General features: G+C 70.9%; 18 protein-coding genes. 6 read left to right on the top strand and 12 right to left on the bottom strand.

Annotated elements, in window-relative coordinates:
- Window positions 1–73 precede the first annotated feature (73 nt).
- The 6 genes from ACWGO8_RS11175 to ACWGO8_RS11150 form a co-directional block, all read right to left on the bottom strand.
- Complete coding sequence (locus tag ACWGO8_RS11175) at window positions 74–505, bottom strand: hypothetical protein (protein ID WP_452043128.1); 432 nt, start codon at window positions 503–505, stop codon at window positions 74–76.
- A gap of 78 nt (window positions 506–583) precedes the next feature.
- Complete coding sequence (recQ, locus tag ACWGO8_RS11170) at window positions 584–2614, bottom strand: DNA helicase RecQ (protein WP_452043127.1); 2031 nt, start codon at window positions 2612–2614, stop codon at window positions 584–586.
- Between the two features lie 116 nt (window positions 2615–2730).
- On the bottom strand, window positions 2731–3363 hold the full coding sequence (locus ACWGO8_RS11165; protein WP_452043126.1) for a copper resistance CopC family protein: 633 nt from the start codon (window positions 3361–3363) through the stop codon (window positions 2731–2733).
- Window positions 3364–3380: 17 nt separating this feature from the next.
- A complete protein-coding gene (locus ACWGO8_RS11160) occupies window positions 3381–4079 on the bottom strand; it encodes a YcnI family copper-binding membrane protein (protein ID WP_452043125.1) in 699 nt (232 codons plus the stop codon).
- Between the two features lie 84 nt (window positions 4080–4163).
- Window positions 4164–4739, bottom strand: coding sequence for a hypothetical protein (locus ACWGO8_RS11155; protein WP_452043124.1), 576 nt, complete (start codon window positions 4737–4739; stop codon window positions 4164–4166).
- An 85-nt stretch (window positions 4740–4824) separates the two neighbouring features.
- Window positions 4825–8484 (bottom strand): ExeM/NucH family extracellular endonuclease, encoded by a 3660-nt coding sequence (locus tag ACWGO8_RS11150; protein ID WP_452043123.1) that lies wholly within the window; start codon window positions 8482–8484, stop codon window positions 4825–4827.
- Window positions 8485–8799: 315 nt separating this feature from the next.
- On the opposite strand from ACWGO8_RS11150, the gene ACWGO8_RS11145 reads away from it, so the two are divergent.
- Window positions 8800–9726, top strand: a complete 927-nt coding sequence (locus tag ACWGO8_RS11145; RefSeq protein WP_452043122.1) for an EamA family transporter — start codon at window positions 8800–8802, stop codon at window positions 9724–9726.
- 18 nt (window positions 9727–9744) lie between these two features.
- Here the strand turns inward: ACWGO8_RS11145 and ACWGO8_RS11140 are convergent, their stop codons facing one another.
- From ACWGO8_RS11140 to ACWGO8_RS11130, 3 genes are all read right to left on the bottom strand, one after another.
- Window positions 9745–12291: a DEAD/DEAH box helicase gene (locus ACWGO8_RS11140; RefSeq protein ID WP_452043121.1), complete on the bottom strand. Its 2547-nt coding sequence runs from the start codon at window positions 12289–12291 to the stop codon at window positions 9745–9747.
- Window positions 12292–12364: 73 nt separating this feature from the next.
- Window positions 12365–13078: an LGFP repeat-containing protein gene (locus ACWGO8_RS11135; RefSeq protein WP_452043120.1), complete on the bottom strand. Its 714-nt coding sequence runs from the start codon at window positions 13076–13078 to the stop codon at window positions 12365–12367.
- Between the two features lie 558 nt (window positions 13079–13636).
- Window positions 13637–14236 carry a TetR/AcrR family transcriptional regulator gene (locus tag ACWGO8_RS11130; RefSeq protein ID WP_452043119.1) on the bottom strand — a complete coding sequence of 200 codons (600 nt, stop codon included), beginning with the start codon at window positions 14234–14236 and terminating at the stop codon, window positions 13637–13639.
- A gap of 97 nt (window positions 14237–14333) precedes the next feature.
- Here ACWGO8_RS11130 and ACWGO8_RS11125 point away from each other — a divergent pair, with 97 nt between their 5' ends.
- The 3 genes from ACWGO8_RS11125 to ACWGO8_RS11115 all read left to right on the top strand — a co-directional run bounded on the left by ACWGO8_RS11125 (window position 14334) and on the right by ACWGO8_RS11115 (window position 19516).
- Window positions 14334–14672, top strand: a complete 339-nt coding sequence (locus ACWGO8_RS11125; protein ID WP_452043118.1) for a hypothetical protein — start codon at window positions 14334–14336, stop codon at window positions 14670–14672.
- Window positions 14673–14743: 71 nt separating this feature from the next.
- Window positions 14744–16825, top strand: a complete 2082-nt coding sequence (locus ACWGO8_RS11120; protein WP_452043117.1) for a hypothetical protein — start codon at window positions 14744–14746, stop codon at window positions 16823–16825.
- Window positions 16826–17035: 210 nt separating this feature from the next.
- Window positions 17036–19516, top strand: a complete 2481-nt coding sequence (locus tag ACWGO8_RS11115) for a hypothetical protein (RefSeq protein ID WP_452043116.1) — start codon at window positions 17036–17038, stop codon at window positions 19514–19516.
- Here ACWGO8_RS11115 and ACWGO8_RS11110 read toward each other — a convergent pair.
- Together ACWGO8_RS11110 and ACWGO8_RS11105 are read right to left on the bottom strand one after the other, a co-directional pair.
- On the bottom strand, window positions 19452–20264 hold the full coding sequence (locus tag ACWGO8_RS11110; protein WP_452043115.1) for a DUF1353 domain-containing protein: 813 nt from the start codon (window positions 20262–20264) through the stop codon (window positions 19452–19454). The genes ACWGO8_RS11115 and ACWGO8_RS11110 overlap by 65 nt on opposite strands.
- Before the next feature lie 87 nt (window positions 20265–20351).
- On the bottom strand, window positions 20352–21272 hold the full coding sequence (locus tag ACWGO8_RS11105) for an AEC family transporter (protein WP_452043114.1): 921 nt from the start codon (window positions 21270–21272) through the stop codon (window positions 20352–20354).
- Window positions 21273–21441: 169 nt separating this feature from the next.
- Between ACWGO8_RS11105 and ACWGO8_RS11100 the strand changes: the two genes are divergently transcribed.
- Both ACWGO8_RS11100 and ACWGO8_RS11095 read left to right on the top strand, forming a co-directional pair.
- Window positions 21442–21909: an aromatic ring-opening dioxygenase LigA gene (locus ACWGO8_RS11100; RefSeq protein WP_376953706.1), complete on the top strand. Its 468-nt coding sequence runs from the start codon at window positions 21442–21444 to the stop codon at window positions 21907–21909.
- On the top strand, window positions 21873–24329 hold the full coding sequence (locus ACWGO8_RS11095) for a phosphoketolase family protein (RefSeq protein ID WP_452043113.1): 2457 nt from the start codon (window positions 21873–21875) through the stop codon (window positions 24327–24329). Before ACWGO8_RS11100 ends, ACWGO8_RS11095 begins: the two co-directional genes overlap by 37 nt.
- Before the next feature lie 6 nt (window positions 24330–24335).
- On the opposite strand, the gene ACWGO8_RS11090 is transcribed toward ACWGO8_RS11095, so the two are convergent.
- The gene (locus ACWGO8_RS11090; protein WP_452043112.1) at window positions 24336–25325 is read right to left on the bottom strand and encodes an aldo/keto reductase; all 990 of its coding nucleotides are present in this window, start codon (window positions 25323–25325) and stop codon (window positions 24336–24338) included.
- Window positions 25326–25355 lie beyond the last annotated feature (30 nt).

Below are 25355 nucleotides of genomic sequence, written 5' to 3'. Positions count from 1 at the left end.
TTCATGCTCCAGCCGGCACGTTCGCGTCCGGCATCCGGTTCATCATAAACCGAATGCCGCTTGGTTTTGAACCTCAGGCTGCGGGTTCGTCGGGCGCGAGGCCCTTGAAGTAGCGGCTCGCCTCCCCTGACCACAGCAGGAAGAGCAGGGCGATCGCGAGGAGGGCGCTGAGGATCTCGCTCGGGAGCATCGCCGGGTTGACGATGCCGAGCCAGATCGACTGCGCCAGCGAGAACACCTGCAGCACCGTCGCGGCGATGCGGGCCGTCGCGTATCCGCGCAGCAGGCCGAAGGCGATGACGATCATGGCCGCGCCGAGCAGCAGCGACACGATCGCGGCGGTCACGACGAGGCCGGCGCCGCCCGCCCGCTCGACGACCGCTGGATCGGCCTGCACGGCGAGCAGCATGATGCCCGCGATGACGTCGATGATGCCGGCGATGATGGAGAGGGCGGCCACGATCGTGACCCCGAGCGGCCGTTTCGTCGCGAACTGGTCTGACATGGCACTCCCTCGGTCGGGCGAACGGATGCCGCGGCGAACCGCGCTTGCGGCGATCCTAGCGGGCACCCGACGGCCGGGCTATGCCGCCGCGACCACTGCGAGGAGCGCCTCGCCGTAGGCCTCGCGTTTCTTCGCGCCGATGCCGGTGATGCCATCGAGCTCGCCGAGGTTCGCCGGCCGCGCCACCGCGACGGCGCGCAGCGTCGCGTCGCCGAACACGATGTAGGCCGGGACGCCCTGCTCGCGCGCCTCCCCCGCGCGCCAGGCGCGCAGCGCCTCGAAGAGCTCGGCCTGGGCGGGCTCGAGGTCGGCAGCGGCGGGGGCCGCCTTCGGACCGCGCGAGCGGGCCGCACGCTCGGGCTCGGTGCGGAGCATGACCGGGCGGCCACCCGACAGCACGTCGGACGCGGTATCGGTGATCGCGAGCGTGCCGTACTCGCCGTGCGTCTCGAGGAGACCCTGCGCGAGCAGCTGCCGCACGACGCCGCGCCACTGCTGGTCGCTCAGGTCTTCGCCGATCGACCAGGTCGCCAGGGCGTCGTGCCCGTACTGGCGCACGCGCGGGGTCTCCTTGCCGCGCAGGATGTCGATGAGGTGGCCCGCGCCGAAGCGCTGCCGCCGCTCGCGCTGCAGCCGGACGATCGTCGACATGAGCTTCTGCGCCGGGACCGTGCCGTCCCACGACGCGGGCGGTTCGAGGCAGGTGTCGCAGTTGCCGCAGGGCTCGCTGCGCTCGCCGAAGTAGGCGAGGAGGTTCTGGCGGCGGCACTGCACGGTCTCGCACAGGGCGAGCATCGCGTCGAGGTGCTGCGACATTCGGCGACGGTGCGCGAGGTCGCCGGGGCTCTCGTCGATCATGCGGCGCTGCTGCACTACGTCTTGGAGGCCGTAGGCGAGCCACGCCGTGGCCGGCGCACCGTCGCGGCCGGCGCGGCCCGTCTCCTGGTAGTAGCCCTCGACCGACTTCGGCAGGTCGACGTGCGCGACGAACCTCACGTCGGGCTTGTCGATGCCCATGCCGAACGCGATGGTCGCGACCACGACGATGCCGTCTTCGCGCAGGAAGCGCTCCTGCGTGCGGCGCCGCAGGCCCGCCTCGAGTCCGGCGTGATACGGGAGGGCGTTCACGCCGTTCTGGGCGAGGAACGCGGCGATCTTCTCGGTGCTCGCGCGCGAGAGCGCGTAGACGATGCCCGAGACCGGGTGCCCCGAAGCATCCGTGCCCTCGCTGCGGATGAAGTCGAGGAGCTGGCGCCGCACCTCGAGCTTCGGCCCGATGCGGTACTGGATGTTGGGCCGGTCGAAGCTCGAGACGAAGTGCTTCGCGCCCTCGAGCGAGAGCCGGCTCGTGATCTCGCGATGGGTCGCCTCGGTGGCCGTGGCGGTGAGCGCGATGCGCGGCACGTCGGGCCAGCGCTCGGCGAGCTCGGAGAGGGCGAGGTAGTCGGGCCGGAAGTCGTGGCCCCACTGCGACACGCAGTGCGCCTCGTCGATCGCGAACAGCGCGATGCGGCCGCCCTCGAGGAATCGCTTGACCGGCTCGGCGTTGAGGCGCTCGGGGGCGATGTAGAGCAGGTCGAGCTCGCCCGCGAGGTAGGCCCGTTCGACCGCGGCGCGCTCGGCGGGCAGCTGGCTCGAGTTGAGGTAGGCGGCCCGCACGCCGTTGCGCACGAGGGCGTCGACCTGGTCGTGCATGAGCGCGATGAGCGGCGAGACGACGATGCCCGTGCCCTCGCGCAGGAGCGCGGGGATCTGGTAGCAGAGGCTCTTGCCGCCGCCCGTGGGCATGAGCACGACGGCGTCGCCACCGCCGGCGACCTGCTCGATGATCGCCGCCTGCTCGCCGCGGAAGGCGTCGTACCCGAACACCGTGTGCAGCGCCTCGTCGGCGGTCGCGAAACGGGGCGGGGCGGGGCGCACGACGCGCGGCTCGGTCGCGGCGCGGCCCGGTGACGCGGCACCCGTCGGCGTGCCCCAGCCCTGTGCGGCGGCTGAAGGTCGCCCCTCGTCGGGGGGCGGCGGAGCCCACTCGTCGTCGGGCGGCGGGGCGAGCTCATCGGGATCCCAGGGGACCTCCTCGGGGCCGTGGGATTCCGCGTTCCAGCTCACCCGTCGAGTGTAACGAGCACCCACGACGGGTGAGCCGGAAGCCTCCCCGGCCCGGCGGCCGATGCCGAAGCCGGGCTGGGGAGGACGGGTTCAGGCGATCGGACCGCTCCCGCCGATCACGCCCGACGGCGCACGACGAGCCAGGTGACGATCGCCGCCACGGCCGCGAGCAGCACGCCGCCGACGATCCAGAGCGCGTCGGTCGGCGCGGCCGAGGCCGCCTCCGAGGACTCCCCCGGCGCGTCGGACTCGTCGGCCGGCGCGGACGCCTCGGGCGCAGCGGCCGACGTGCCGCCGCAGGCGCCCGGCTCGTCGGATCCCTCCGCGAGCGCGATGCCGTCGACCGGCTGCCACGTGAACGCCCACGTGCCCGAGATCGGGTGTCCATCGGTCGAGACCACGCGCCACGTCACCGTGTACACGCCGGGCGCGCCCAGCTGGGTCTGCGTCGTGGCGACGGGCCCGTCGACCACGGCGCATCCCTCGCCGTAGTACTTGCCGTCGGGACCCTGCACCTGGATGACCGAGCCGCCCTCGACGTCGAGCAGGGCCTCATTCGTCTCGAGGGAGACCGTGCCCGGCTGGGTGGTGACCACGGCGTCCTTCGCGGGCGTCGTCCCCACGAGGTAGTTGTGGGCCGACGCCGAGATCGCAGGCAGCAGGGCCAGCGCCGCGGATGCCGCGACGACCGCCGCGAGACGGCCGAACCGTGCCGCGACGCGCCGCCGGGATGCCGTGGGCCCTGCCACCGAACGCGTCGAGGACATCACGCCCCCGACCGCGGACGGCGCGCGGCGAGCGCGAGCACGATGCCCACCACGCCGACCACCAGGCCGCCGATGCCGAGCACGCGCGCGACCGTGTCGGAGTCGTCGGACGTCGCCGCGGTCTCCTCGGCGCCCTCGGCGTGGCCGTCGCCGTGCTCGTCGGACGCCGCCTCCTCGGTCGCGGCGCCGTGGCCGTGCCCGTCGCCCGTCGCCTCGGTCACGACGATGACGGGCGCCGGGCTCTCGGGCTCCTCCTCGCCCTCCTTGGCGACCTGGTTCCAGTTGGTCTCGCCGACCTCGCAGGTCTGCAGCACGGGGAAGGCGAGCGTCTCGCCGGCCGCGTCCTCGGGCAGCTGGAGCGAGAGCTCGATGGTGTCACGGTAGCCGTCCTGCACCGGCGTGATCGCGGTGTAGACGACCTGCGAGGTGCGGTCGCCGTCGGCGACCTTCTCGATCGTGTAGTTCGGGTTGAGCGTCGGCGAGACGCTCGCGATCGACTCGGGGATGTCGATCGCGATCGCCGTGGTCGGCGACCCTTCGCAGCCGTGGCTGAACGCGAACGTCAGCACGGTGTAGCTGCCTGCGGCGGTGCCGCTCGGCGTGACGGTGACGTGGGCGCTGGCGGCGAGCGGGACGGCCGCGAGCGCGAGGACGGCGCCGCCGGCGAGGCCGGCGAGGGAGAGGCGTGCGATGCGCATGATGGGATGCTTTCGTGTTCGGTGCGGACGCGCGCGTGTGCGCGAGCGCCGGCAAGGAAGAAGAGGTGGGAAGCGTCGGCCGCGTCAAGACGCGGCGAGGACGCTCGGAGGACCTCTCGACCAGAGCCCCGAGACGAGCAGGCGCCCGGCGAAGTTGGGACGCGGCGCATCGACGGGTAGGGAGAACGCGGGCGCGACGACCGGCGCCGGGATCGACGTGAGCCGTCGCACGAACACGCGGAGCGCACGGCCGACGGCCTCGACGATCCGGTCGCCCGCGACCAGCGCGCCCAAGGTGAGCGCGGCGGCCCCGAGGTGCGCCAGTGGCATCCAGACGTTCCCATGATCGACGGATGCCCCGGGCACGCTCAGGTGCGCGGTCGCATGCCCGCTCCGCATCGATCGGGTGGCGGGCTCGCCGATCGCGTACGTGAGGTGCAGCACGCCCTGGGCGATGAGCGCGGAGACGGCGGTGCGGAGCATCCTCGCCCGGGCACCGGAGAGCGCCATCGCGAGCGGTGCGGAGAACGCGAGCGCGACCGCGAGGGCGACGGGTCCGGGAGGTGCACCACCGCCGATGGTGTGCGCGAGCGAGGCCACGAACGTCGCGAACACGGCCACGGCCGTTCCGCGTGCGACTCGTGCGCCCCGGGAGATCACCCGTTCAGCCTAACCGGCCCGGCCGATCGGGAACGGGAACGGCCCCGGGCTCGCGCCCGGGGCCGTCTCCGTCATGCGCCTCGACTCAGCCGACGTTGATCACGAACGAACTAGTGGTGCCCACCGGTGTCGTGATGCCGAACCGGGTCGGTCCGCTGGTGCCCGCGGGCACCTGGAACGTCACCGTGGCCGTGCCGATCTCGTCGACGGTCGGCGTGTACGCCCGGACGACCGTGCCAGTGCCGATCGTCGCTCCACCGAACGTCACCGCGACCGTGCCGGCCGCCGTCTCGGTGCGGCTGAACTCGAGCGACGACAGGTTGACCGTCACCTGAGAGCCCGGGGCGAACGTGGGGCCGCCCTGCACGACCACGCCGACGGCTCGCTGCGCGAGATCCGGCGTGATGGTGTCGAAGGCCTCGAAGTAGTCGACCATCGACTCGAGGTCGACCTTGCCGCTGTCCGCCTTGTTCGTGCCCGAATTGAGCGTGGTGAAGTTGTCGCCACCCGTCGCGAGGAACGAGTTGACGCCCACCTTGTAGGTTGCATTCGGGTCGATCGCCACGCCATTGAGGAACATCTCGGTGATGTGCGTCCTCGTCCGCGAGATCGGGAGCGGGTTCGGGTTGTAGGTGTACGTGAACTCCTTGTTCACTCCGAGCTTGAGGAACGGACGGGACGCGCCTGCCGGCTGCCACTGCTCCTCGAGCACGTCCTTGATCTGCGCACCCGTGAGGTTCATCGTCACGAGCGTGTTCGCGAACGGCTGCACGTCGGCCGCCTCTCGGTACGTCACCTCGCCACTCGCCAGGTCGGCGCGGAGGCCGCCCGGGTTCATGAACGTGATGTCCACGTCACGCGTGCCGTCCTCGTTGAGCGACCAGAGCTGCACGTCGGCCACGAGGTTGCCGAGGGTCGACTCGCCCCCTCGGTTCTCGGGGAACGACGCGGCGCCGGTCGGGTCCGATGCCACGGCGCGGCCGAAGTCCGCGTTCGCGGTACCGAGCACGACACTGCCGAGCTCGTTGGCCTTGGCCACTGCTGCGTCGACGATCGGCTTCACGGCCGGGTCATCGGCGTACAGCGCGGTGGTGCCGTCCATCATGTTGAAGATGTCGTTCTTCATCGTGAAGGTCTTGGACGCCTTGTTGAACGTGATGTCCATGACCGAGAACCGCTCGCCGTACTGACCGCTCGAGATGACCGGCATCGGCGCGTGCTTGAACTGCGCCGAGTCCTTGTCGGTAATCACGTGGTTATAGGCGAGGTGCGTGTGACCCGAGACGATCGCGTCGATGTTCTTGTTCGCACCGAGCACGATCTTGCCGAAGCGCGACCCCGCGTCGAGCGCCGACGACTTGTCCGTCGTCGCCGCACCCTCGTGCACGAGGAGCACCACGATGTCGGCCTCGCCGTTCTGCTTCTTGCCGTCGCTCAGCTGATCCGCCACGCGGTTCGCCGCCTCGACCGGGGAGCCCACGTCGATGCCCGAGATGCCGCCCGGGCTGACCAGCGAGGGCAGCTCGTCGGTGACCGCACCGACGAAGCCGATGGTCACGCCGTCGAACGTCCGGGTGTAGTACTCGGGCAGGGCGGGCGTCTTGGTGCCCTTCTGGTAGATGTTGGCGCCGAGATACTCCCAGTTCGCCAGCGGGATCACCCGGTCGGTGAGGTCGGCGAAGCCCTGGTCGAACTCGTGGTTGCCCACGGAGCTGACGTCGAGCCCGGCAGCGTTCAGCGCGTCGATCGTCGGCACGTCCTTCTGGATGAAGGAGGTGAACGTCGAGGCGCCGATCATGTCACCGGCCGCGGCGAAGACCGTGTTGGGGTTGCCCGCACGGATCTGCTTCACCGCGGTCGACAGGGCGGCGATGCCGCCAGACGGGGTGGCCTGCTCGATGCGCCCGTGGAAGTCGTTCACCGTCACGAGGTCGATGTCGACCGTGCCGGGGACCTTCTCGGTGCCGACGCCCACGAGGATCGGGTCGTGGTCGCTCGAGCGGAACGGGTTGCTCGCGTCAGCGGCGGGGCCCGGGTACTCACGACCCGCCCATTCGGGCGAGTTGATCGACCAGACGCCGACACCCGTCACCCGGTCGGCCGCAGCCGGCGACGCGATCACGTGGTCGAGCGAGCCGAGCTCGCCGTCGAACGTGTAGGTGTACTGGCCGCGCGCCTTGGTGAACAGGAGGTCGCTCCAGCCCGCGTCGGTGAAGACCTTGATCGGGTCCTCCTTGGCGTACGAGTTGAAGTCGCCCACGAGGTACACGGCGTTCTTGCGACCGTCGGAGAGGCCGTCGGCGAACTTCAGGAGCGACTGCGCCTGCTCCACCCGCTCGTCGTTGAAGGCGTCCTGACCCGCCTGCGGTGTCGGGTCGGTGCCGCTCTTCGACTTGAAGTGGTTGGCCACGACGGTCACGAACGACTTGCCGTACCTGAACGTCTGGGCGATCGGCTCGCGCGCGATGTCCCACACGGTCTCGTCGATGATCGTCTGCGCCTCACCCGACGGCTTCACGACGGCGGGCTTGAAGATGATCGCGCTGGTGATGACGTCGGTGATCGCGGCGTCCTTCAGGGCGTCGGGCGTGCGGACGTAGTCCCACACCTTCGAGCCCGCCGCGGCGTTGAGCCCGGCGACGAGGTCGGCGAGCGCCTCGTCGGCCGTCTCGCCGAGCTTCACGGAGTTCTCGATCTCCTGGAGCGCGACGACGTCGGCGCCCAGCGCGTTGATCGCGTTGACGATCTTCGCCTTCTGGATCGCGAACTGCTCGGCCGTGGCCGCGCCCCGCGCGTCGGGGTTCTGCGACGTCAGCGTCGTGAAGTAGTTCAGGACGTTGAACGCCGCGACCTTGATGTCGCCGCCGACCTGCGGAACGGTGGTCGGCCGCGGGTTGCCCGTGGTGAACGTCGGCTTGAGGTTCGCCGGGCTCGCGTCGTTGATCGGCAGCGGCGGCTGCACGCGCCAGTTGTTGAAGTCGTAGCTGAGTAGGCCGCCGCCCGCCGGGAACGTCACGTTGTCGCCGTTGCGCACGACGGCGTCCTTCGTGAGGTACGGCTGCTCGCCCGGGTGCGCTGCGTTGTCGGTGCGGATGCTGTAGCCGTCGTCGAGCAGCAGTCGGGCGTTGTTGTTCGCGGTCGTGATGTTGTTCGCGGCCGTGGTGCCGGGCACCGCGGTCTCGAACGCCTCGACGGGCATGGCGCTGCCGGCGCTCGTCCACAGCTCGCCGAAGTTCTGCGCGTTGTGCGTGGAGACGAGCTTGTACGTGCCGGTCGGCCGCACGAGCATGCCCTCGAACGCCTCACGCGCATTGCCCAGCACCGTCGCCGGCAGCGCCGTCGGCTGGGGAAGCACGCCAACGCCGAGTCGCTCGATCGACCCGGTCTGCGCGCTGCTGACGCTGATCTGCGTGACCTTCTGGATGTCAGTCGGGTTCGACGCACTCGAGAAGTCGGAGACCGGACCGGTCACGCGGACCTTGTCGCCGATCGCGAGATCGAAGGTGCGGTTCCCGACGAAGACGAAGATACCGTCGCTTCTACCCGGGGTGGCGTCGGTCGCGCCGCCGGAGCCCTCGGTCTGCACGTAGATGCCGCGATAGCCGCCCGTCCGGTGGTCGCCGGTGACGACGCCTTCGACGGTCGCGCTCTGCCCGGCGAGCGGGGAGAGCAGGGCGCTCCCCTGGACGTCGGCGATGCTGACGGTTGCGGCGTACGCCGGTGGTGCGGCGAGGACTCCCGCCACGAGTGCGCCTGCCGCGGCGACCGCCGCGGCAGACAGACGATGAACAGTGCTGCGACGTGGCATGACTCTCCTCTGATCCCCTACCTCTGGGTGCACCTGCGGAGCCTGGGCTCGACGACGTTGTCGGCGCAGGTCGGGTTCGCAGGGAGCACTGGTCCGTAGCCTAGGCACCGCCTCCGACGCTGCCAAGGGGTTTCCGTTGCTTCGTACGCCCGTTTTCACGCGGTGTTCACGGATCATGCGCAGATGTGCGCCGCCGACCCTCCATCCTGCTCGGATGAGCACGATGATCGCCGCGGCTACGCTGGGACGACCATGCTCACCGCCGTCTTCTCGCTCGCCGGAGCGCTCGTCTTCGGCGCGGCCGACTTCCTCGGCGGACTCGCCGCCAAGCGCGTGAGCTCCATCCTGGTCACGGCCGTCGCGTCGCTGACGGGTTTCGTGCTGCTCCTCGCGGCGTTGCCGTTCCTCGGCGGCACCTGGCTGCCGGGCGACCTGCTCTGGAGCGTGCTGTCGGGCGTCGCGGGCGCGGTCGCGATCTCGCTGCTCTACGCGTGCCTCGCGATCGGGCCGATGAGCATCCTCTCCCCGCTCACGGCGGTCGTGTCCGCCGTCGTGCCGATGGTGTGGGGCCTCGTCGTCGGCGGCGAGCGATTCGCGACCCTCGGCTACTGGGCGCTCGGACTCGCGCTCGTCGCGGTCGTGCTCGTCGGCTTCGTGCCCGAGCGCGGCGCCGTGCGACCGAGCCTCCGCGGCATCCTGATGGCCATCGGCTCTGGCATCGCGATCGGCGCCTTCTTCATCACGATCGACCAGACCTCGGAGCAGAGCGGCGTGCTGCCGCTCGTCGTCAACCGCGTCGTGAACGCGGTCATCATGTTCGCCGTCCTCGGGGTGCTGGCGCTCGTCGGCATCACCCGTCGTCGCCGGCACGACGAGCCCCGGGCCGAGCGGATGCCGCAGCGCGCGTCGGTCGGCGCCGCCGTCGCGCCCGTGCGCAGCACGACGGCACTGGGTGTGCAGCTCGCGATCGCGTGCGGCGCCGTCGACGTCGTGGCGAACGGACTGCTCCTCGTCGGCATCCGCGCGGGCGACCTCTCGGTGGCGGCGGTGCTCGGCGCGATGTACCCGGCGGGCACGATCCTGCTCGCCGCGCTCGTGCTCGAGGAGCGCATCGCGCCCGTGCAGTGGGTCGGGCTCGTGCTCGCGCTGACGGCCGCGGGGATGCTCGCGGTCGCGTAGTCGCTCGCCCGCGGAACGCTAGAGCCGCACGACCTCGGTGACGCGCACGACGGCGGCGCCCTCCTCCGCGGACGCCTCGAGGTCGACCTCGGCGCGGATGCGCCAGTCGTGGTCGCCCGCGGGATCGTCGATCACCTGCTCGACGCGCCACAGGCCGCTCGCGGCATCCGATTCGTCGATCGTGACGAGCCGCGGCGAGCGCGCCGGGCCGCCCGTGAGGATCTCGTCGTGCTCGCCGTAGTAGCGGTCGAGCGCGTCGGGCCAGCCGACGTCGGGGTCGAGCTCGGCGAGCTCCTCGTCGCGCTCGAGCGCCGCGAGCTGCACGCGCCGGAACAGCTCGTTGCGCACGAGCACGGTGAACGCGCGGCGGTTGGTGACCACCGACGGCGGCGCGGGCGGCACGACGGCCTGCTCGTCCTCGGGAAGGTGCGACGACGGGTCGACGAGCTCCGCCCACTCGTCGACGAGGCTCGAGTCGACCTGCCGCACGAGCTCGCCGAGCCACTCGATGATGTCGAGCAGCTCCTCGTCCTTCGCGTCGGTCGGCACGGTCTGGCGGATCGCGCGGAACGCGTCGGAGAGGTATCGCAGCACGAGCCCCTCGCTGCGCTGCAGCTGGTAGAAGGAGACGTACTCCCCGAACGACATGCTGCGCTCGAACATGTCGCGGACCACCGACTTCGGCGAGAGCTCGAAGTCGCGAACCCACGGCTGGCTCGACGCGAACGTCTCGAAGGTGACGTCGAGCAGCTCGTCGAGCGGCTTCGGCCACGTCACCTCCTCGAGCAGCGCCATCCGCTCGTCGTACTCGATGCCGTCGCGCTTCATCGCGGCCACGGCCTCGCCGCGCGCCTTGTACTGCTGCTGCGAGAGGATCGGCCGCGGGTCGTCGAGCGTGGACTCGATGATCGACACGACGTCGAGCGCGTAGTGCCCCGTGCCGACGCCACCGGTCCCTGAGTCCGTCGAAGGGGCGGGGTCGAGCAGCTCGATCGCCGCGAGCGCGAACGGCGACAGCGGCTGGTTGAGCGCGAAGTTCGGCTGCAGGTCGACCGTGAGCCGCAGGTCGGCGAGGCGCCCGGGCGCGGACGGCTCGAGGATCTCGACCACGCCGGCGACCTTCAGCGTGCGCAGGATCTCGAGCGCGCGACGCGCCAGCTCGTACTGCCGGGCCCGCGACTGGTGATTGTCGAAGACGAGCGAGCGGATGGCGCCGACGACGTCGCCGCCCCGCCCGATCACGTTGATCAGCATCGCCGCCGTCAGCTGCAGCTGCGGCACGAGCGCCTCGGGCTCCGCGGCGACGAGTCGCTCGAACGAGCCCTCGCCCCAGGTCACGAACCCCGCCGGCGCCTTCTTGCGCACGACCTTCTTGAGCTTCTTGGGGTCGTCGCCCGCCTTGCGGATCGCGACCTCGTTCTCGATCTCGTGGTCGGGCGCGAGCACGACGACGGTGCCCGCGGTGTCGTAGCCGGCGCGGCCCGCGCGCCCCGCGATCTGGTGGAACTCGCGGGCGCTGAGCTGCCGCATCCGCTGGCCGTCGTACTTCGACAGCGCCGTGATGAGCACCGTGCGGATCGGCACGTTGATGCCGACGCCGAGCGTGTCGGTGCCGCAGATGACCCGGAGCAGCCCGCGCTGCGCGAGGGTCTCGACGAGCCGGCGGTAGCGCGGCAGCATGCCCGCGTGATGCACGCCGATGCCGGCCCGCACGAGCCGCGACAGCGTCTTGCCGAAGCCGGTCGTGAACCGGAACCCGCCGATGGCCTCGGCGATCTCGTCGCGCTGCTCCCTCGTCACGACGCGGATGGAGGACAGCGCCTGCGCGCGCTCCATCGCCGCGGCCTGCGAGAAGTGCACGATGTAGACGGGCGCGAGCCGGGTCTCGAGCAGCTCCTCGACGGTCTCCTGCACGGGCGTCTTCGCATACGAGAAATGCAGCGGCACCGGGCGGTCGACGCCCGTGACCCGGGCGGTGTCGCGGCCGGTGCGGCGTGCGAGGTCGTCGGCGATCGCGGTGACGTCGCCGAGCGTGGCCGACATGAGCACGAACTGCACGCGCGGCAGGGTGATGAGCGGCACCTGCCACGCCCAGCCGCGCTCGGGGTCGCCGTAGTAGTGGAACTCGTCCATGACGACCTGGTCGACGTCGGCGTCGGCGCCGTGCCGGAGGGCCAGGTTCGCGAGGATCTCGGCCGTGCAGCACATGATCTGGGCATCCGGGTTGACCGAGCTGTCGCCCGTGACCATGCCGACGTTCTGCGCGCCGAAGATCTCGACGAGTTGGAAGAACTTCTCGCTCACGAGCGCCTTGATCGGCGCCGTGTAGTAGCTGCGCCCGCCTCGGGCGACGGATGCCGCGTGCGCCGCGACCGCGACGAGCGACTTGCCCGTGCCGGTCGGGGTCGACAGGATCACGTTCGCGCCCGAGACGATCTCGATGATCGCCTCGTCCTGCGCTGGATAGAGGGAGAAGCCGCGGCCGGCGGCCCACGCCACGAACGCGTCGTACATCGCGTCGGCGTCGTACGGGCGCGGGGCGAGGTCGAGGAGCGGCGCGGTCATCCGTCCGAGTCTGTCATGCGGTGGGGCGCGGGCGTGCCGCGGTTCACCGGCGCAGCCGACCCGCCGTCGCGGGTCAGGCCCGCGGGGCGAACGCGGTGCTCAGCCGTCCGAGCGTGTCGCGGTCGGCGTCGTCGAGCGCGGCGGTCGCGTCGGCGACGGTGATCTCGGGCCCGCGCGACGGCGACCAGGCGATGGTGCCGTGCTCGAAGCATCCGCTCATCGCACCCGTGGCCGGGTCGACGATCACGTCGGCGACGGGCACGCCCAGGCTCGAGCGCTCCCAGCCGAGCAGCGCCCAGATGTCGCGCACCATGCCGTGCACGATGGCCGCGCCGTGGCGGGCCGTCCAGTAGACCGAGCCGCCCTCGAAGTGCGCGAAGCCGCCGGCGTCGCCGGTCGGGCCGTCGAGCCGCTGCTCGTCGGTCGTGGGCAGTCCGAGGAACGATCGCTCGCCGCCGACCGCCTGCCAGCGCTCGGCGATCTCGCCGTGCACCTCGTGAGCGCCCGTGCGCTCCGACCAGTACACCGTGCCGTGCTCGTAGCCGCGGCGGTACACGTCGGCCTCACCGACCTGCGTGTGCAGCGTCACGGCTTCGCCGAGCCACGGGTGCTCGGCGCGCTTGGCGCTGATGGCGGGCACCGCGATCAGCAGCCGGTTGGACGGGTCGTACCGAACTGCGGTGCGGAAGTCGGTCCAGCTCACCGCGCGGTCGAGCCGCTTCGGCAGCAGGGCGGCGTGCGCCGGGCGGCCCTGAGTGAGGCGCGCGGCTCGCGTCGTGTGGTCCATGGGTGCTCCGCTCGTCGGGCCGTGCGTGTGCCGGCGGGTCTGGGCTGGTGGTGATCGGGTGGTCCCGGCGATTGCCGGGGAGAAAGGGGGGAGCCGGTCCCACCCGGTCCGGGACCAGGTGCTGACCGGCTCTCCGGCCGCCGTCCGTGGTGACAGTTCCCCCTGCGGTCCACGGCTCGACGACCGGTTCCCACGCTACGGACGCCTCGAGCGGCGGGCATCAGGGTTATCACTGAACCTCGCGCTCGCGCGGATTCGCTCGACGGATCTCTCGATGGCGGACGGGGGTATCTCTCCGCAGAACCGGTGGATTCGTGGACTTCTCGACATGCCGACTTGTCGCACTGTCGCCTCGTCGACGAATCGACGAGTTGACTCGTCGCCTCGTCGCCCGGTCGATTTGTCGCCCGGTCGATTTGTCGCCCGGTCGATTTGTCGCCCGGTCGATTTGTCGCCCAGTCGATTTGTCGCCCAGTCGATCGATCTACCGCTTCTGCGGAGAGAGGGTCCCGGCAACGGCAGTGCCGCGCCCCCGATCGAGGGTGCGAGGCGGCCGAGTCAGGCGGCGGATGCCGCGGCGTCGATCGCGTCGCGAGCGAGCGCGGTCGCCGACGCGACGAGCACCGCACGGCGTCGCGCCGCGCGGTCGGGGCCGCCGTCGACGAGGAACGCGTCGAGGTGCCCGAGCACCGGCCACGCGTTCACGAGCGAGACGATCGTGAGCAGGAGTTCGCCGGCCGCATCGCGGTCGACGCCGGGCAGCAGCTCGCGGAACCGCTCGACCTTCTGGGCGTGGTACTCCGCGCGCGCCGCGTCGGCCGCCGTCGCCGCGCCCCGCTCGAGCCCCTCCCAGAAGACCAATCGCGGGATGACGCCGTCGACGAGGTGGTGGTCGAACAGGCGGCCGGCGTAGTCGCCCACCGCGTCGGCGCCGACGCCGCGCATCGGCACCTCGTCCATCGACGTGCGCAGGCGGGCGGCGAGCACGGCCGCGAAGAGGTCGTCCTTCTTGCCGAAGTACTGGTAGATCCGTTCCTTGTTCACGCCCGCTGCCGCAGCGATGCGGTCGACGCGGGCGCCGGCGAGCCCGTGCTCGCTGAACTCGGCCGTCGCGGCATCCAGCAGCAGTCGCTTCGTGCGCTCGGTGTCCCAGGCCATGCGGCCAGTGTAGCAATCTCCAACCGAACAGTTGCGATTTCGAGTGCGGCGTGCTTCAATTACAACCGTTCAGTTGGAAATGACCACAGGAGTCGACATGACCACCGCCCCCACCCCCGCCGTCGAGGCCGCAGCATCCGAGGCAGCCGCACCCGCCGCCGCAGCGCCGGCCGCCGCCGCAGCGCACGCCCCCCTCCCCGCCCCGCCGTCGGTGCACGTGCGCGCAGTGATCACATGGCTGGCGATCTTCCCGCTCGTCGCCGTCGGCATGCTGCTCATCGCGCCGATCGCGGAGTCGTGGCATCCGGTGCTGCGCGCCTTCGTGCTCACGCTCGTCGTCGTGCCACTCGCGGTCTACCTCGTCGTGCCGCAGCTGATGCGCGCGTACGGTGCGCTGCGCCGCCGCCGCGCCCCGCGTTCGGGGGATGGCGCTTGATCCGGCGAACCGCCGACCACTAGCGTGCGGTCAGGCGACGCGCCCGATGTCGCCCGACGCAGGAGGACCAGATGCTCATCGCCCCGGCCAAGGGCTCCGAGTCGGCGAGCCGACCCGATCCCGGCACCTTCGACGCCGCCCTCGTGGTGGTGCACGGCATGGGCAACGCGTTCAAGAGCCAGATCCTCCTCGAATGGGCCGAGCCGCTGCTCGAGCGCATGGACTGGGTCGCCCGCGACCGCATCATCGGTGCGAACGCGACGCACGGCGTGACGATCCACGACTCCGACCTCTCAGGCGACAGCCCGATCGTCACGGCAACGGTCCGGTTCCCGAAGCGACGCGACCCCGACGCGCCGCATGCCCCGGTCGAGACCGTCGAGCGGAAGATCGCGGTCCTCGAGGCCAGGTGGTCGGAGTCGTTCGTGCCCATGACGCGGGCGCAGGTGTTCCGCTGGGCGGTGCCGTTCATGTGGCGGGCGATCACGCGCACGCTGAGCCTGTTCTGGAACACCATGGTCGTGCTGTCGTGGCTGACCCTCGGGCACCACCTGCGCGCCCCGCGCAACACCCTCCTGCTCCCCCGCTGGCTCAACCTCATCGTCGACCTGATCCGAGTCATCGTGTCGACGATCGCGTTCCTCGTCGTCTGGACGTTCCTCGTCGTGGTCGGCGTGGTGCTGACGCCGATCCTGCCACTGCTCAGTCCGTTGCTGCTCATCCCGTGGTTCAAGAACGTCGCACAGGGCGTGCTCGACCAGCTCGTCGAGTCGATCGGCGACGTCGCCACGTGGAAGGAGCGTCCCGTGCGTGCGTCCGCCATGCGGCTCGTCGTGCGTGACGCGCTCACGCGGGCGAAGGAGCTCGTCGGCGACGACGGCGACGTGCACCTCTTCGCGCACTCGCAAGGTGCGGCGGTGGCCACCTTCGCGTTGTTCGAGGAGCTCGATCCCGCCGAGCTCAACGTGCGCCGGCTCACGACCGTCGGCGCAGCGGTGGTGCTGCTCGGCCGCGAGAAGTGGCAGGGCCGCAAGGACACCTACACGCCCGTCAAGACCTGGATCGAGCGGAACGCGGCGAACGAGCTCGAGGGCAAGCCGCACGTCGCCTGGTCGAACCACTGGGCGATCTGGGACCCGTTCTCGGCCGGCCCGATCACCGACACGAAGGATGCCGCGCGCAAGCGCTGGCAGGCCGCGTACTTCCCGTCCGCCGAGACGCTCGCACTCGGCCCCGAGGAGCATGCCGTGCACAACACGAGCCAGCCCTGGCTCGACCACGGCGTCTACTACGCGAACACCGTGCAGGTCGTCGAGCCGACCGTGCGGCACCTGCTCGGCGACGAGTTCCCGCCCGTGCCTCAGCCGGTGGAGTACATCCGCAACCGCCTCGTCGTGATCGACAAGAAGTCGCTCGGCCTCTCGACCATCGCGGCGTTCCTGATCGCGGCGATCCTGCCCGGCCTCTCCGGCGCGTCCGTGTTCTTCGCCTGGCTCATCCAGACCGTCGCCGACGCGATCGGATGGGTCATCTCGCTCGTCCCCGGGCTCGACGGCTCGGGCGCCTCGGCGTCCGTCGGGTTCCTCATCGACCAGGGCAGCACACCGCCGCGGCTCTCGACGATCGGCTGGATCGTCGCATCGGCGCTCATCGCGGCCCTCCTCGTCTGGCTCAACCAGCTCATGCAGAAGCAGACCGAGCGCTCGATCGTGTGGGACCGCTGCCCGCTCGACGTGCGCACCTGGCTCGTGCTCACCGCGATCCCGCGTGCCCTCTACGTCCTCGCCGCCGCCGTGGTCGTGTGGTTCGCCGTTCTCGACTGGTGGGAGCCCCAGCCCAGCACGGGCTGGCTCGTCGTGAGCGCGGTCGTCCTCGCGGCGATCGCCGGCTTCGTCATCGTCGAGCCCCGGTTCTCGCCGGCGCCGCGCATCGTGCCCGAGCAGGAGAGCCTCGAGGCGACGCCGCGAATCGTGCCGCCGCCCGAGCCGATGCGCCTCGGCATCGCGATCGCGAGCGAGGAGTACCGCCGCGAGCTCGCGACCCGGCGCGCCAACCTGCAGCCCGAGGGCGCGTGGGCGACGTGGTGGGCGAAGCACTTCCACGGCTGGACGCCCGACGCGACGCCCGCGGCATCCGACACGACCGTGATCTGACGGCTCGGAGGGATGCTTTGACGCGGTCTCTTGCGGCCCGGCGATTTCAGTAGTACCCCCGATGCGGGAGGAGGCACCGAGGGTGCACGCTGGGTGCCAGCACGCGCTACCGGTGCGCCCGCCTGACGCACCGACGTCCCCTGATCGGGGAATCACGCCGATGGCGGCGACGCCTCGGCTCGATCGACTCTTGCCGTCGATGGGAACACCATGCGCATCGCACCGAGCTCCGACCTCGTTGAAGAGCAGCTGATCCGAGTCCAAGTCCCCACACCGAAGCGATTCGACCCGAACGTCAAGGCGGACGGATCACCCCGCGTCGTGACGCCCCCGTTCGACGTCGCGCTCGTGCTGGTGCACGGCATGGGGAATGCCTATAAGAGCCAGATCCTGCTCGAATGGGCCGAGCCGATCGTCGAGCGTCTCGATTGGCTGACCCGAGATCAGTCAGTCGGTGCGGTCGCCGATTCAGGCCAGTTCGGGGTGACCGTTCGCGAGTCCGATCTCTCGGGTCCAGTGCCGATGGTGACGGCGGAGATCGGCGTGCCATCTTCGGCGAAGGAGTCCGTCGACGGTGTGCGCACCTGGAAGGTGGCCATCATCGAGGCCCGCTGGTCTGAGTCGTTCGTGCCGATGACCCGTCGTCAGGTATTCCGCTGGTCGGTCGCTTTCCTCTGGCGAGCCATCGGCCGGATGCTACGCCAGTTCGGTCGCACCATCGTGGTCATCCCGTGGATCTCGTGGACGGTCCACAGAGGATGGCCCCACGTGCTCCTGCGCATCCTCGATGGGCTCCATCTGGTCCTCGCCATGCTCGTCTACGCGGCGGTCGCGGTGGGCGTCATCGCGCTGGGCATCATCGCGAGCGTGTTGCTGCCGCTGCTGAGTCCGTTGCTGCTCATTCCGTGGTTCAAGGACAAGGCGCAGGCGATCATCGACGGCATCGTCGAATCGATCGGCGACGTCGCCGTTTGGAAGGAACGGCCACTGCGAGCAACTGCTATGCGAATCGTGCTCCGAGAGGCGCTGGACACGGCAGCCCGCCTCGTCGGCATCGATCCCGACGCCGAGAAGGCCGAGCGGGAGCGTCGAAGGAAGGACGGCCTCCCCGAACCGGTGCAGGACGACGACCACCCGCGCGTCGAGGTCCTCGCTCATTCCCAGGGTGCGGCCGTCGCAGCGTACACCCTCTTCAGCGACGGGCTCGTACCGAGTGACTACGGCGTCACGCATCTCACGACGGTGGGCGCTGCAGTCGTTCTTCTGGGTCGGGAGCACTGGAAGGGGCGCCCGGACCTCTACCAGCCGGTCATCGCGTGGACGGAGACAGCGCCCAGGACGACCTGGTCGAACTACTGGGCGATCTGGGATCCATTCTCTGCGGGTCCGATCGCGGACAACGCACAGGCTCTCGGTCGAAGGTGGCGCGCCGCCTATTCGCCGGCGCCCGCTGAACCGGCGACTACGGAATCGGCTCGGGCGGCACGGGTCCGAGCCCGAATCGACGCATCATTCGGTCCCGAGGAGCATGCGGTCCACAACACGAGCCAGCCCTTCCTCGATCACTCGATGTACTTCGACAACACGATGCAAGTCGTGGAGCCGGCCGCGCGGAGCTTGCTGCCGCCCGGCTTTCCGGAGCCGGACGACCAGGTCGGCTACCTGGCGAACCGGCTCGCCGTCATCGACAAGAAGTCACTCGGCGTGAACATGCTCCTCGCCATCGTCATCGCCGGATGCGTGCCGGGACTGCCGCTCGTCTCGGCATGGCTCGCCGAAGCCTTCGTAGGGATCGGGCAGGCCCTCGCGACCGTGCTCGGCTGGATCCCATTCGCCGACACCGAGGATTTCAATCCGGTTCAATCCATGTCGTTCCTGATCACAGGGACGAACGAGGATCCGCAGTTGACGGCATGGGGATGGGCGGTGTCGTCTGCGCTCCTGCTCGCCATCCTGATCTGGCTCAATCAGGTGCTCGCCGGGCTGACGACGCGCGCGCTCGCATGGAGTCGCACCCCCAGGAATCCCTGGCGATGGCTGATACTCTCGTCTGTCCCGCGGCTTGCATACACTGTCGCGGCAGCGTTCGCGCTCTGGTACTCCGCTCGCGGTGACTGGGCGCAGAACTCGTTCTGGCTCTGGACCTGGTACGTCGTCATCCTCGTCGGTGCCCCGCTGGTGTTCTTCCAGCCGTTCCTCGCGAGGGTCCCGACTGCCGTCCCCGCCTACAAGCCGGGCACGACCGTGGACCCTGCGACAGTGGCACCCGAGGTGGTCGCCGCTTCGAAGGTGGCGGCCACGGCGATCGCGGCCATCAAGAGCCCCGGTCCCGGCGGAGCCGCGGCCTCCGGGTCCGCGGGGCGGAGCCCCTTGACACTGCGCGGGGCGGCGAGGAGCGATGAGTTCAGGCGCGAGTACGCCAGGCGTCGAGCCCTCCGCCTCCAATCGCGCGACGTCCAGGACGCGCTCGATGACGCTCGTGCCGCGACGGAGTGGTGGGGCTGGCATGTGCGACGCAGCATTCGAAGGTCCGTCCGATGGGCGGACGACTGGTGGTTCTACCCCGAGCCGAAGCGGCGTGGAGCGCAAGCCAACGCGGGTGCCGCGACGCCGTCGGTCTCGCCGATCACCGATCCGGCCCTGGAGCGAGAGCCGGAGGCGGACCCGGAGCCGGAGCCGGCGCGACCGTAGGCCGCACCACATCCCGCGGGTCGCCCCCCGCGGCCACCTCGACGATCGCCTCGACGAGCCGGAACGGCACGAGCGCGACGAGGTGCAGCGCGAGCAGCGGGCCGAGCACCGCGAGCGATCCCGTGAGCAGGAGCACGAGCGTCGCGAGGCGGGCGGCCGCCCAGGGCAGCGCGGCGAGCGCCACGGCGGGCAGCGCGAGCAGCCACCACGGGTTCCAGAACGCGGCGACGGATGCCCCGAGCACCACGATCGCCCCGACGATCGACTGCACGAGCAGCAGCACGCCCGCCGCCCCGCCGAACTGCCGCTCGCGGTCGGCGGCGACCCACGCCCACATCAGCCACGACCGTAGGACTGGAACCCGCTGCTCGCGGAGTCCCGTGCGGAACACCCGATCGTCCTCGCGGCGCTGCGCGAGGGCGGCTGGTCGATCGCCGAGCTCCGCCGCGACGATCGAGCGCTCGTCGTGCAGGATCGCCGGCGCTGACTGGCGTCCGTAGCTCGCGATGAAGCTCCACATCCACATGGGCACCGAGGCGAGGTCGGTCACGCCGTGCACGGGCGGCTCCGCGACGCCGGGGGCGGACAGCGGCGCCCCCGGCGGACGCGTGGGCACCGTGTAGCGGCGGCCCGTCACCGGGTCGTCGTAGACGAACCCGGCCCGCACATCGAAGCGATGGCCGTCGGCCGGGCGCTGGGCCAGCAGCAGCTCGCCGAGGGGCTGCCCGTCGTCGGTGCGGAACGGCATGCGGTCTCCTTCGCTGGCAGGGTCGCGAGGGTCGCTCATGCTCACGGGGTCGCACGAACGCGCTCGCGACCATCCTGCCGCGCCCGGTCAGCCGAGCAGCAGCGCCACTGCGAAGAGCACCGGCACCGATCCCATCGTGGTGACGAAGACGGTGTCGCGCGCCACCACCTCGGCTGTCTCGTAGCGCTGCGCGAACACGAACACGTTCTGGGCGGTCGGCAGCGCCGCCAGCACCGTGACCGCGTAGAGCTCGATGCCCTCGAGCCCGAACACGAAGCGGCCGAGCGCCCACGCCGCGAGCGGCATCGCCACGAGCTTCAGCGTCGCGGCGAGCAGCACGTCGCGACGGCCGGTGCCCGGCTCGAGGAGTCGCTGCCCATGGAGCGAGAGGCCGTAGGCGATGAGCATGAGCGGCACCGCCGCGTGCCCGATGAGCTCGATCGGGTCGAGCACCCACGCGGGCAGCTCGATGCCGGTGACCGCCACCAGCACGCCGAAGAGCGAGCCCACGATGATCGGGTTCGTGAACGTCGACCGCACGATGTCCCACGCCGACGCGCGACCCTCCACCTTGGCGCCGAGCACGGCCAGGGCGATGGGCGCGAACAGCAGGAGCTGGAGCAGGACGACCGGCGCCGACCAGGCTGCGTCGCCGAGCATGTACACGGCGATCGGGATGCCGAAGTTGTTGCCGTTGACGTAGCCGGAGGCGAGCGAGCCGATCACCGTCTGCGCGAGCGTGCGCCGCCAGGCGAGCAGCGCGACGAGGGCGAAGATCAGCATCATCGCCACGGCGGTGAGCGCCGACACGGGCAGCAGCGCCGAGAAGAGCGCGCCGACGTCGGCCGTCGCGAGCACCGAGAACAGCAGGAACGGCGCCAGCACGTTGAAGTTCAGGCGCGCCAGCACGGGCCTCGCCTCGGGCGGCAGCACACCCGTCCGGGCCGCCACCCAGCCGACGAAGACGGCGAGCGCGATGACCGCGAATCCGGTCAGGATGCCGATCACGCGCGCACGCCCCGGTGCGGTGCGCGGGACGGGCGGCTCATCGCCATGAGCCTACTCCGCGGGCGGACCCCGCCGATCGTCCCGCCTGACCTCTTCCGCGCAACCGACAGCGCCCGATACGCTGCCCCCGAGGGCGAGAATCGCCCCCGACTGGGAGGGGGAACAAGCCATGAGCGGACAGGTGGACGACACCGAACGCACCACGACGGAGCAGCCCAAGCGGGGCAGCGGGGGCTCCCGATTCGCCGGCATCGTCGGCATCGTCATCGGCGCGCTGATGATCCTCGGCGGCGTCGCCGCGTGGATCGGCGTCACCACGCAGCTGGCCGAGGAGAACATCGTCGTCAGCGATGACGCCGCCTTCGCGCAGGGCCAGCAGGTGCTCGACCCGATCACCGCGTGGGCGCAGGCGGAGGTCATCCAGAAGCACGCGCTCGCGGCGACCGGCGGCAAGACCTACGCCGAGCTCGACCAGGACGACCCGCTGCGTGAGACCGCGGCGACGGCCTCGTACCTCCGCACCTCGCTCTTCACCTCGATCGTCGCGTTCGGCGTGGCGCTCCTCGCCGCCGGCACCGGCGTGATCGCCGTGCTCTACGGATGGTCGTTGCTCGCACTCGGGAGGCGGCCGGTCTGAGCGGCGGCGACGACGTGGCGTCGAGCGGCGGGTCATCCGTCGACCTGGAGGTCGTCGACGCCTGGTGGCGTGCGGCGAACTACCTGAGCGTGGGCCAGATCTACCTGATGCGGAACCCGCTGCTCGACCGCCCGCTCGAGCCCGACGACGTCAAGCCGCGGCTGCTCGGGCACTGGGGCACGTCGCCGGGCCTGAACCTCGTCTACGCGCACCTCAACCGTGCCATCGTCGAGCGCGGCACGCCGACGCTCTACGTGTGCGGACCCGGGCACGGCGGACCGGCGATGGTCGCGAACACGTGGCTCGACGGCACGTACTCCGAGCTGTTCCCCGCGATCACCTTCGACCGCCCGGGCATGGAGCAGCTGTTCCGCCAGTTCTCGTTCCCCGGCGGCATCCCGTCCCACGCGGCGCCCGAGACGCCGGGCTCGATCAACGAGGGCGGCGAACTCGGCTACTCGCTCATGCACGCGTTCGGGGCGGCGCTCGACAACCCCGGCCTCGTGGTCGCGTGCGTCATCGGCGACGGCGAGGCCGAGACCGGCCCGCTCGCCGCGAGCTGGCGCGGGCACTCGTTCCTGAACCCGGTCACCGACGGCGCGGTGCTGCCGATCCTGCACCTCAACGGCTACAAGATCGCGAACCCGACGCTCCTGTCGCGCATCCCCGAGGCCGAGCTCGTCGACTTCTTCCGCGGCAACGGTTACGAGCCGCTCCTCGTCACGGGCGGCTTCGACGGTGAGGACCACATGGCGGTGCACGGCCGGCTCGCCGACGCCATCGACGTCGCCTACGAGCGCATCGCCGCGATCCGGGCGGATGCCGCGGGGGGCGCGTTCGACGAGAACGCGGCGCGCTGGCCCGCCATCGTGCTGCGCACGCCCAAGGGCTGGACGGGACCCGGCGTCGTCGACGGGGTGCAGGTGGAGGGCACGTTCCACGCGCATCAGGTGCCGCTGGCCGAGGTGCGCGAGAACCCCGAGCACCTCGGGATGCTCGAGGCGTGGCTGCGGTCGTACCGCCCCGACGAGCTCTTCGACGCCGACGGAAGGCCCGTCGCCGACCTCGGCCCGCTGCGGCCGCGCGGCGAGCTGCGGATGAGCGCGACGCCCGTGGCGAACGCGGGCATCGTGCGACCGCTCGACCTGCCGCCGACCGAGGACTTCGCGGTCGACGTCGATCCCGGCGACCGCGGCGACTCCTCCGAGTCGACGCGGGTGTTCGGCGGATGGCTCGCCGAGCTCATGCGGCGCAACCCCGACGACGTGCGGCTCTTCGGTCCCGACGAAGTGCTGTCGAACCGGCTCGGCGCGGTGTTCGACGTGACGCAGCGGGTCTGGGCCGAGTCGCTGCATCCGCTCGACGAGCACCTGGCCCGCACCGGCCGCGTGACCGAGGCGCTCAGCGAGCACCTCATGCAGGGCATGCTCGAGGGCTACCTGCTCACCGGGCGGCACGGGCTCATCACGAGCTACGAGGCGTTCATCCACATCGTCGACTCGATGTTCAACCAGCATGCGAAGTGGCTCGAGTCGGCGACCCACGTGCCGTGGCGCGGCGACCTCGCCTCCCTCAACTACCTCCTGTCCTCGCACGTGTGGCGGCAGGACCACAACGGCTTCTCGCACCAGGACCCGGGCTTCCTCAACGTCGTGGTGAACAAGCAAGCCGACGTCGTGCGGGTGTACCTGCCGCCCGACGCGAACACCCTGCTCGTGGTCATGCGCCACGTGTTCGACACGCAGAACCGGGTCAACGTCATCGTGGCGGGCAAGCAGCCGGCGCCGCAGTGGATGACGCACGCCGAGGCCGAGGCGCACGTCGAGCAGGGCATCGGCATCTGGGCCGAGGCGAGCAACGAGCCCGGGTACGACGCGGCCGACCCCGCGGCATCCGTGCCCGACGTCGTGCTGGCCTGCGCGGGCGACGTGCCGACGATGGAGACCGTCGCGGCCGCCCTGCTGCTGCGCGAGCGGCTGCCCGACCTTCGCGTGCGCGTCGTGAACGTCGTCGACCTCATGCGGCTCCAGGATCCGTCGCACCATCCGCACGGGCTCAACGACCTCGCGTTCGATGCGATCTTCACCAAGGATCGGCCCGTGGTGTTCGCGTTCCACGGCTACCCGTCGCTGATCCACCAGCTCGCCTACCGGCGCACCAATCACGCGAACCTGCACGTGCGCGGCTTCGTCGAGAAGGGCACCACGACGACGCCGTTCGACATGCTGCACCTCAACGACCTCGACCGGTACCGGCTCGCGCTCGACGTGATCCACCGGGTGCCCGGGCTCGCCGAGCGACCCGGCGTGGCCGAGATCGCCGACGAGTGGCACGCGGCGCGCAACGCGGCGCGCGAGTACGCGTACGAGCACGGCATCGACCCGACCTGGGTCACCGGCTGGGAGTACGAGTCGCGCTGAGCCGCGCTACCAGCGATCGTGCACGAGCGGGCGGATGTCGCGGTCGTAGAGCTCGCGCACCTGCGACTGGAACGACGCCGGCAGCTCGAGCGACCCCGCGGCCGCGTTCGCCCGCGCCTGCTCGGGGTTTCGCGCGCCGGGGATGACCGAGCTCACGCCGTCCTGCGCGGCGACCCAGGCGAGCGCGACCTGCGCGGCGGTGGCGTCGGGCGCCGCCTGGCGCGTGAACTCGGTGAACTCGGATGCCGCGCGCACCCCGGTCGCGTAGTCGACGCCCGAGAACGTCTCGCCGACGTCGAACGACTCGCCGTGCCGGTTGAAGCTGCGGTGGTCGTTCGCGGCGAACTCGGTCTCGAGCGTGTAGCGGCCCGACAGGAGGCCGCTCGCGAGCGGCACGCGCGCGATGATGCCGACGCCGTTCGCGCGTGCGGCGGGCAGCACGTCGTCGAGCGGCTTCAGCCGGAACGCGTTGAGGATGATCTGCACGCTCGCGACGCGGGGACGGGCGATCGCGGTGAGCGCCTCCTCGACCTTCTCGACGCTCACGCCGTAGTCGGCGATCGCGCCCTCGTCGACGAGCGTGTCCAGCGCGTCGAACACGCGGTCGTCGGCGTACACCGAGGTCGGCGGGCAGTGCAGCTGCACGAGGTCGAGCGTGTCGACGCCGAGGTTCGCGCGTGAGCGATCGGTCCAGGCGCGGAAGTGGTCGAGCGAGTAGTTGGCGTGCTCCTGCGGCATCCGCCGGCCCATCTTCGTGGCGACCGTCACGCCCGAGCCGGGGTGCTCGCGCAGCCAGCGTCCGATGAGCGTCTCGCTGCGGCCGTCGCCGTAGACATCGGCGGTGTCGAAGAACGTGACGTCCGAGTCGTACGCCGCGTCGAGCACGGCGAGCGCGTCGGCCTCGTCGACGTCGCCCCAGTCGGCGCCGAGCTGCCAGGTGCCGAGGCCGATCGCGGAGACGGTGCGGCCGGTGCGGCCGAGGGTGCGGGTCTGCATGGGGTCGAGCCTAGCCGCGGGTGGGGGTGA

Source organism: Agromyces sp. NPDC055661 (assembly GCF_053618135.1).
The sequence above is the reverse complement of the archived record's forward strand: the minus strand, read 5'-3'. Positions and strand labels throughout refer to the sequence as shown.

Bases quoted from the DNA above. Each gene is read 5' to 3' on its own strand.
- ACWGO8_RS11175 (WP_452043128.1), bottom strand. From the start codon at position 505: ATGTCAGACCAGTTCGCGACGAAACGGCCGCTCGGGGTCACGATCGTG.
- ACWGO8_RS11160 (WP_452043125.1), bottom strand. From the start codon at position 4,079: ATGCGCATCGCACGCCTCTCCCTCGCCGGCCTCGCCGGCGGCGCCGTC.
- ACWGO8_RS11145 (WP_452043122.1), top strand. From the start codon at position 8,800: ATGCTCACCGCCGTCTTCTCGCTCGCCGGAGCGCTCGTCTTCGGCGCG.
- ACWGO8_RS11140 (WP_452043121.1), bottom strand. From the start codon at position 12,291: ATGACCGCGCCGCTCCTCGACCTCGCCCCGCGCCCGTACGACGCCGAC.
- ACWGO8_RS11135 (WP_452043120.1), bottom strand. From the start codon at position 13,078: ATGGACCACACGACGCGAGCCGCGCGCCTCACTCAGGGCCGCCCGGCG.
- ACWGO8_RS11130 (WP_452043119.1), bottom strand. From the start codon at position 14,236: ATGGCCTGGGACACCGAGCGCACGAAGCGACTGCTGCTGGATGCCGCG.
- ACWGO8_RS11125 (WP_452043118.1), top strand. From the start codon at position 14,334: ATGACCACCGCCCCCACCCCCGCCGTCGAGGCCGCAGCATCCGAGGCA.
- ACWGO8_RS11120 (WP_452043117.1), top strand. From the start codon at position 14,744: ATGCTCATCGCCCCGGCCAAGGGCTCCGAGTCGGCGAGCCGACCCGAT.
- ACWGO8_RS11115 (WP_452043116.1), top strand. From the start codon at position 17,036: ATGCGCATCGCACCGAGCTCCGACCTCGTTGAAGAGCAGCTGATCCGA.
- ACWGO8_RS11110 (WP_452043115.1), bottom strand. From the start codon at position 20,264: ATGCCGTTCCGCACCGACGACGGGCAGCCCCTCGGCGAGCTGCTGCTG.
- ACWGO8_RS11100 (WP_376953706.1), top strand. From the start codon at position 21,442: ATGAGCGGACAGGTGGACGACACCGAACGCACCACGACGGAGCAGCCC.
- ACWGO8_RS11095 (WP_452043113.1), top strand. From the start codon at position 21,873: ATGGTCGTTGCTCGCACTCGGGAGGCGGCCGGTCTGAGCGGCGGCGAC.
- ACWGO8_RS11090 (WP_452043112.1), bottom strand. From the start codon at position 25,325: ATGCAGACCCGCACCCTCGGCCGCACCGGCCGCACCGTCTCCGCGATC.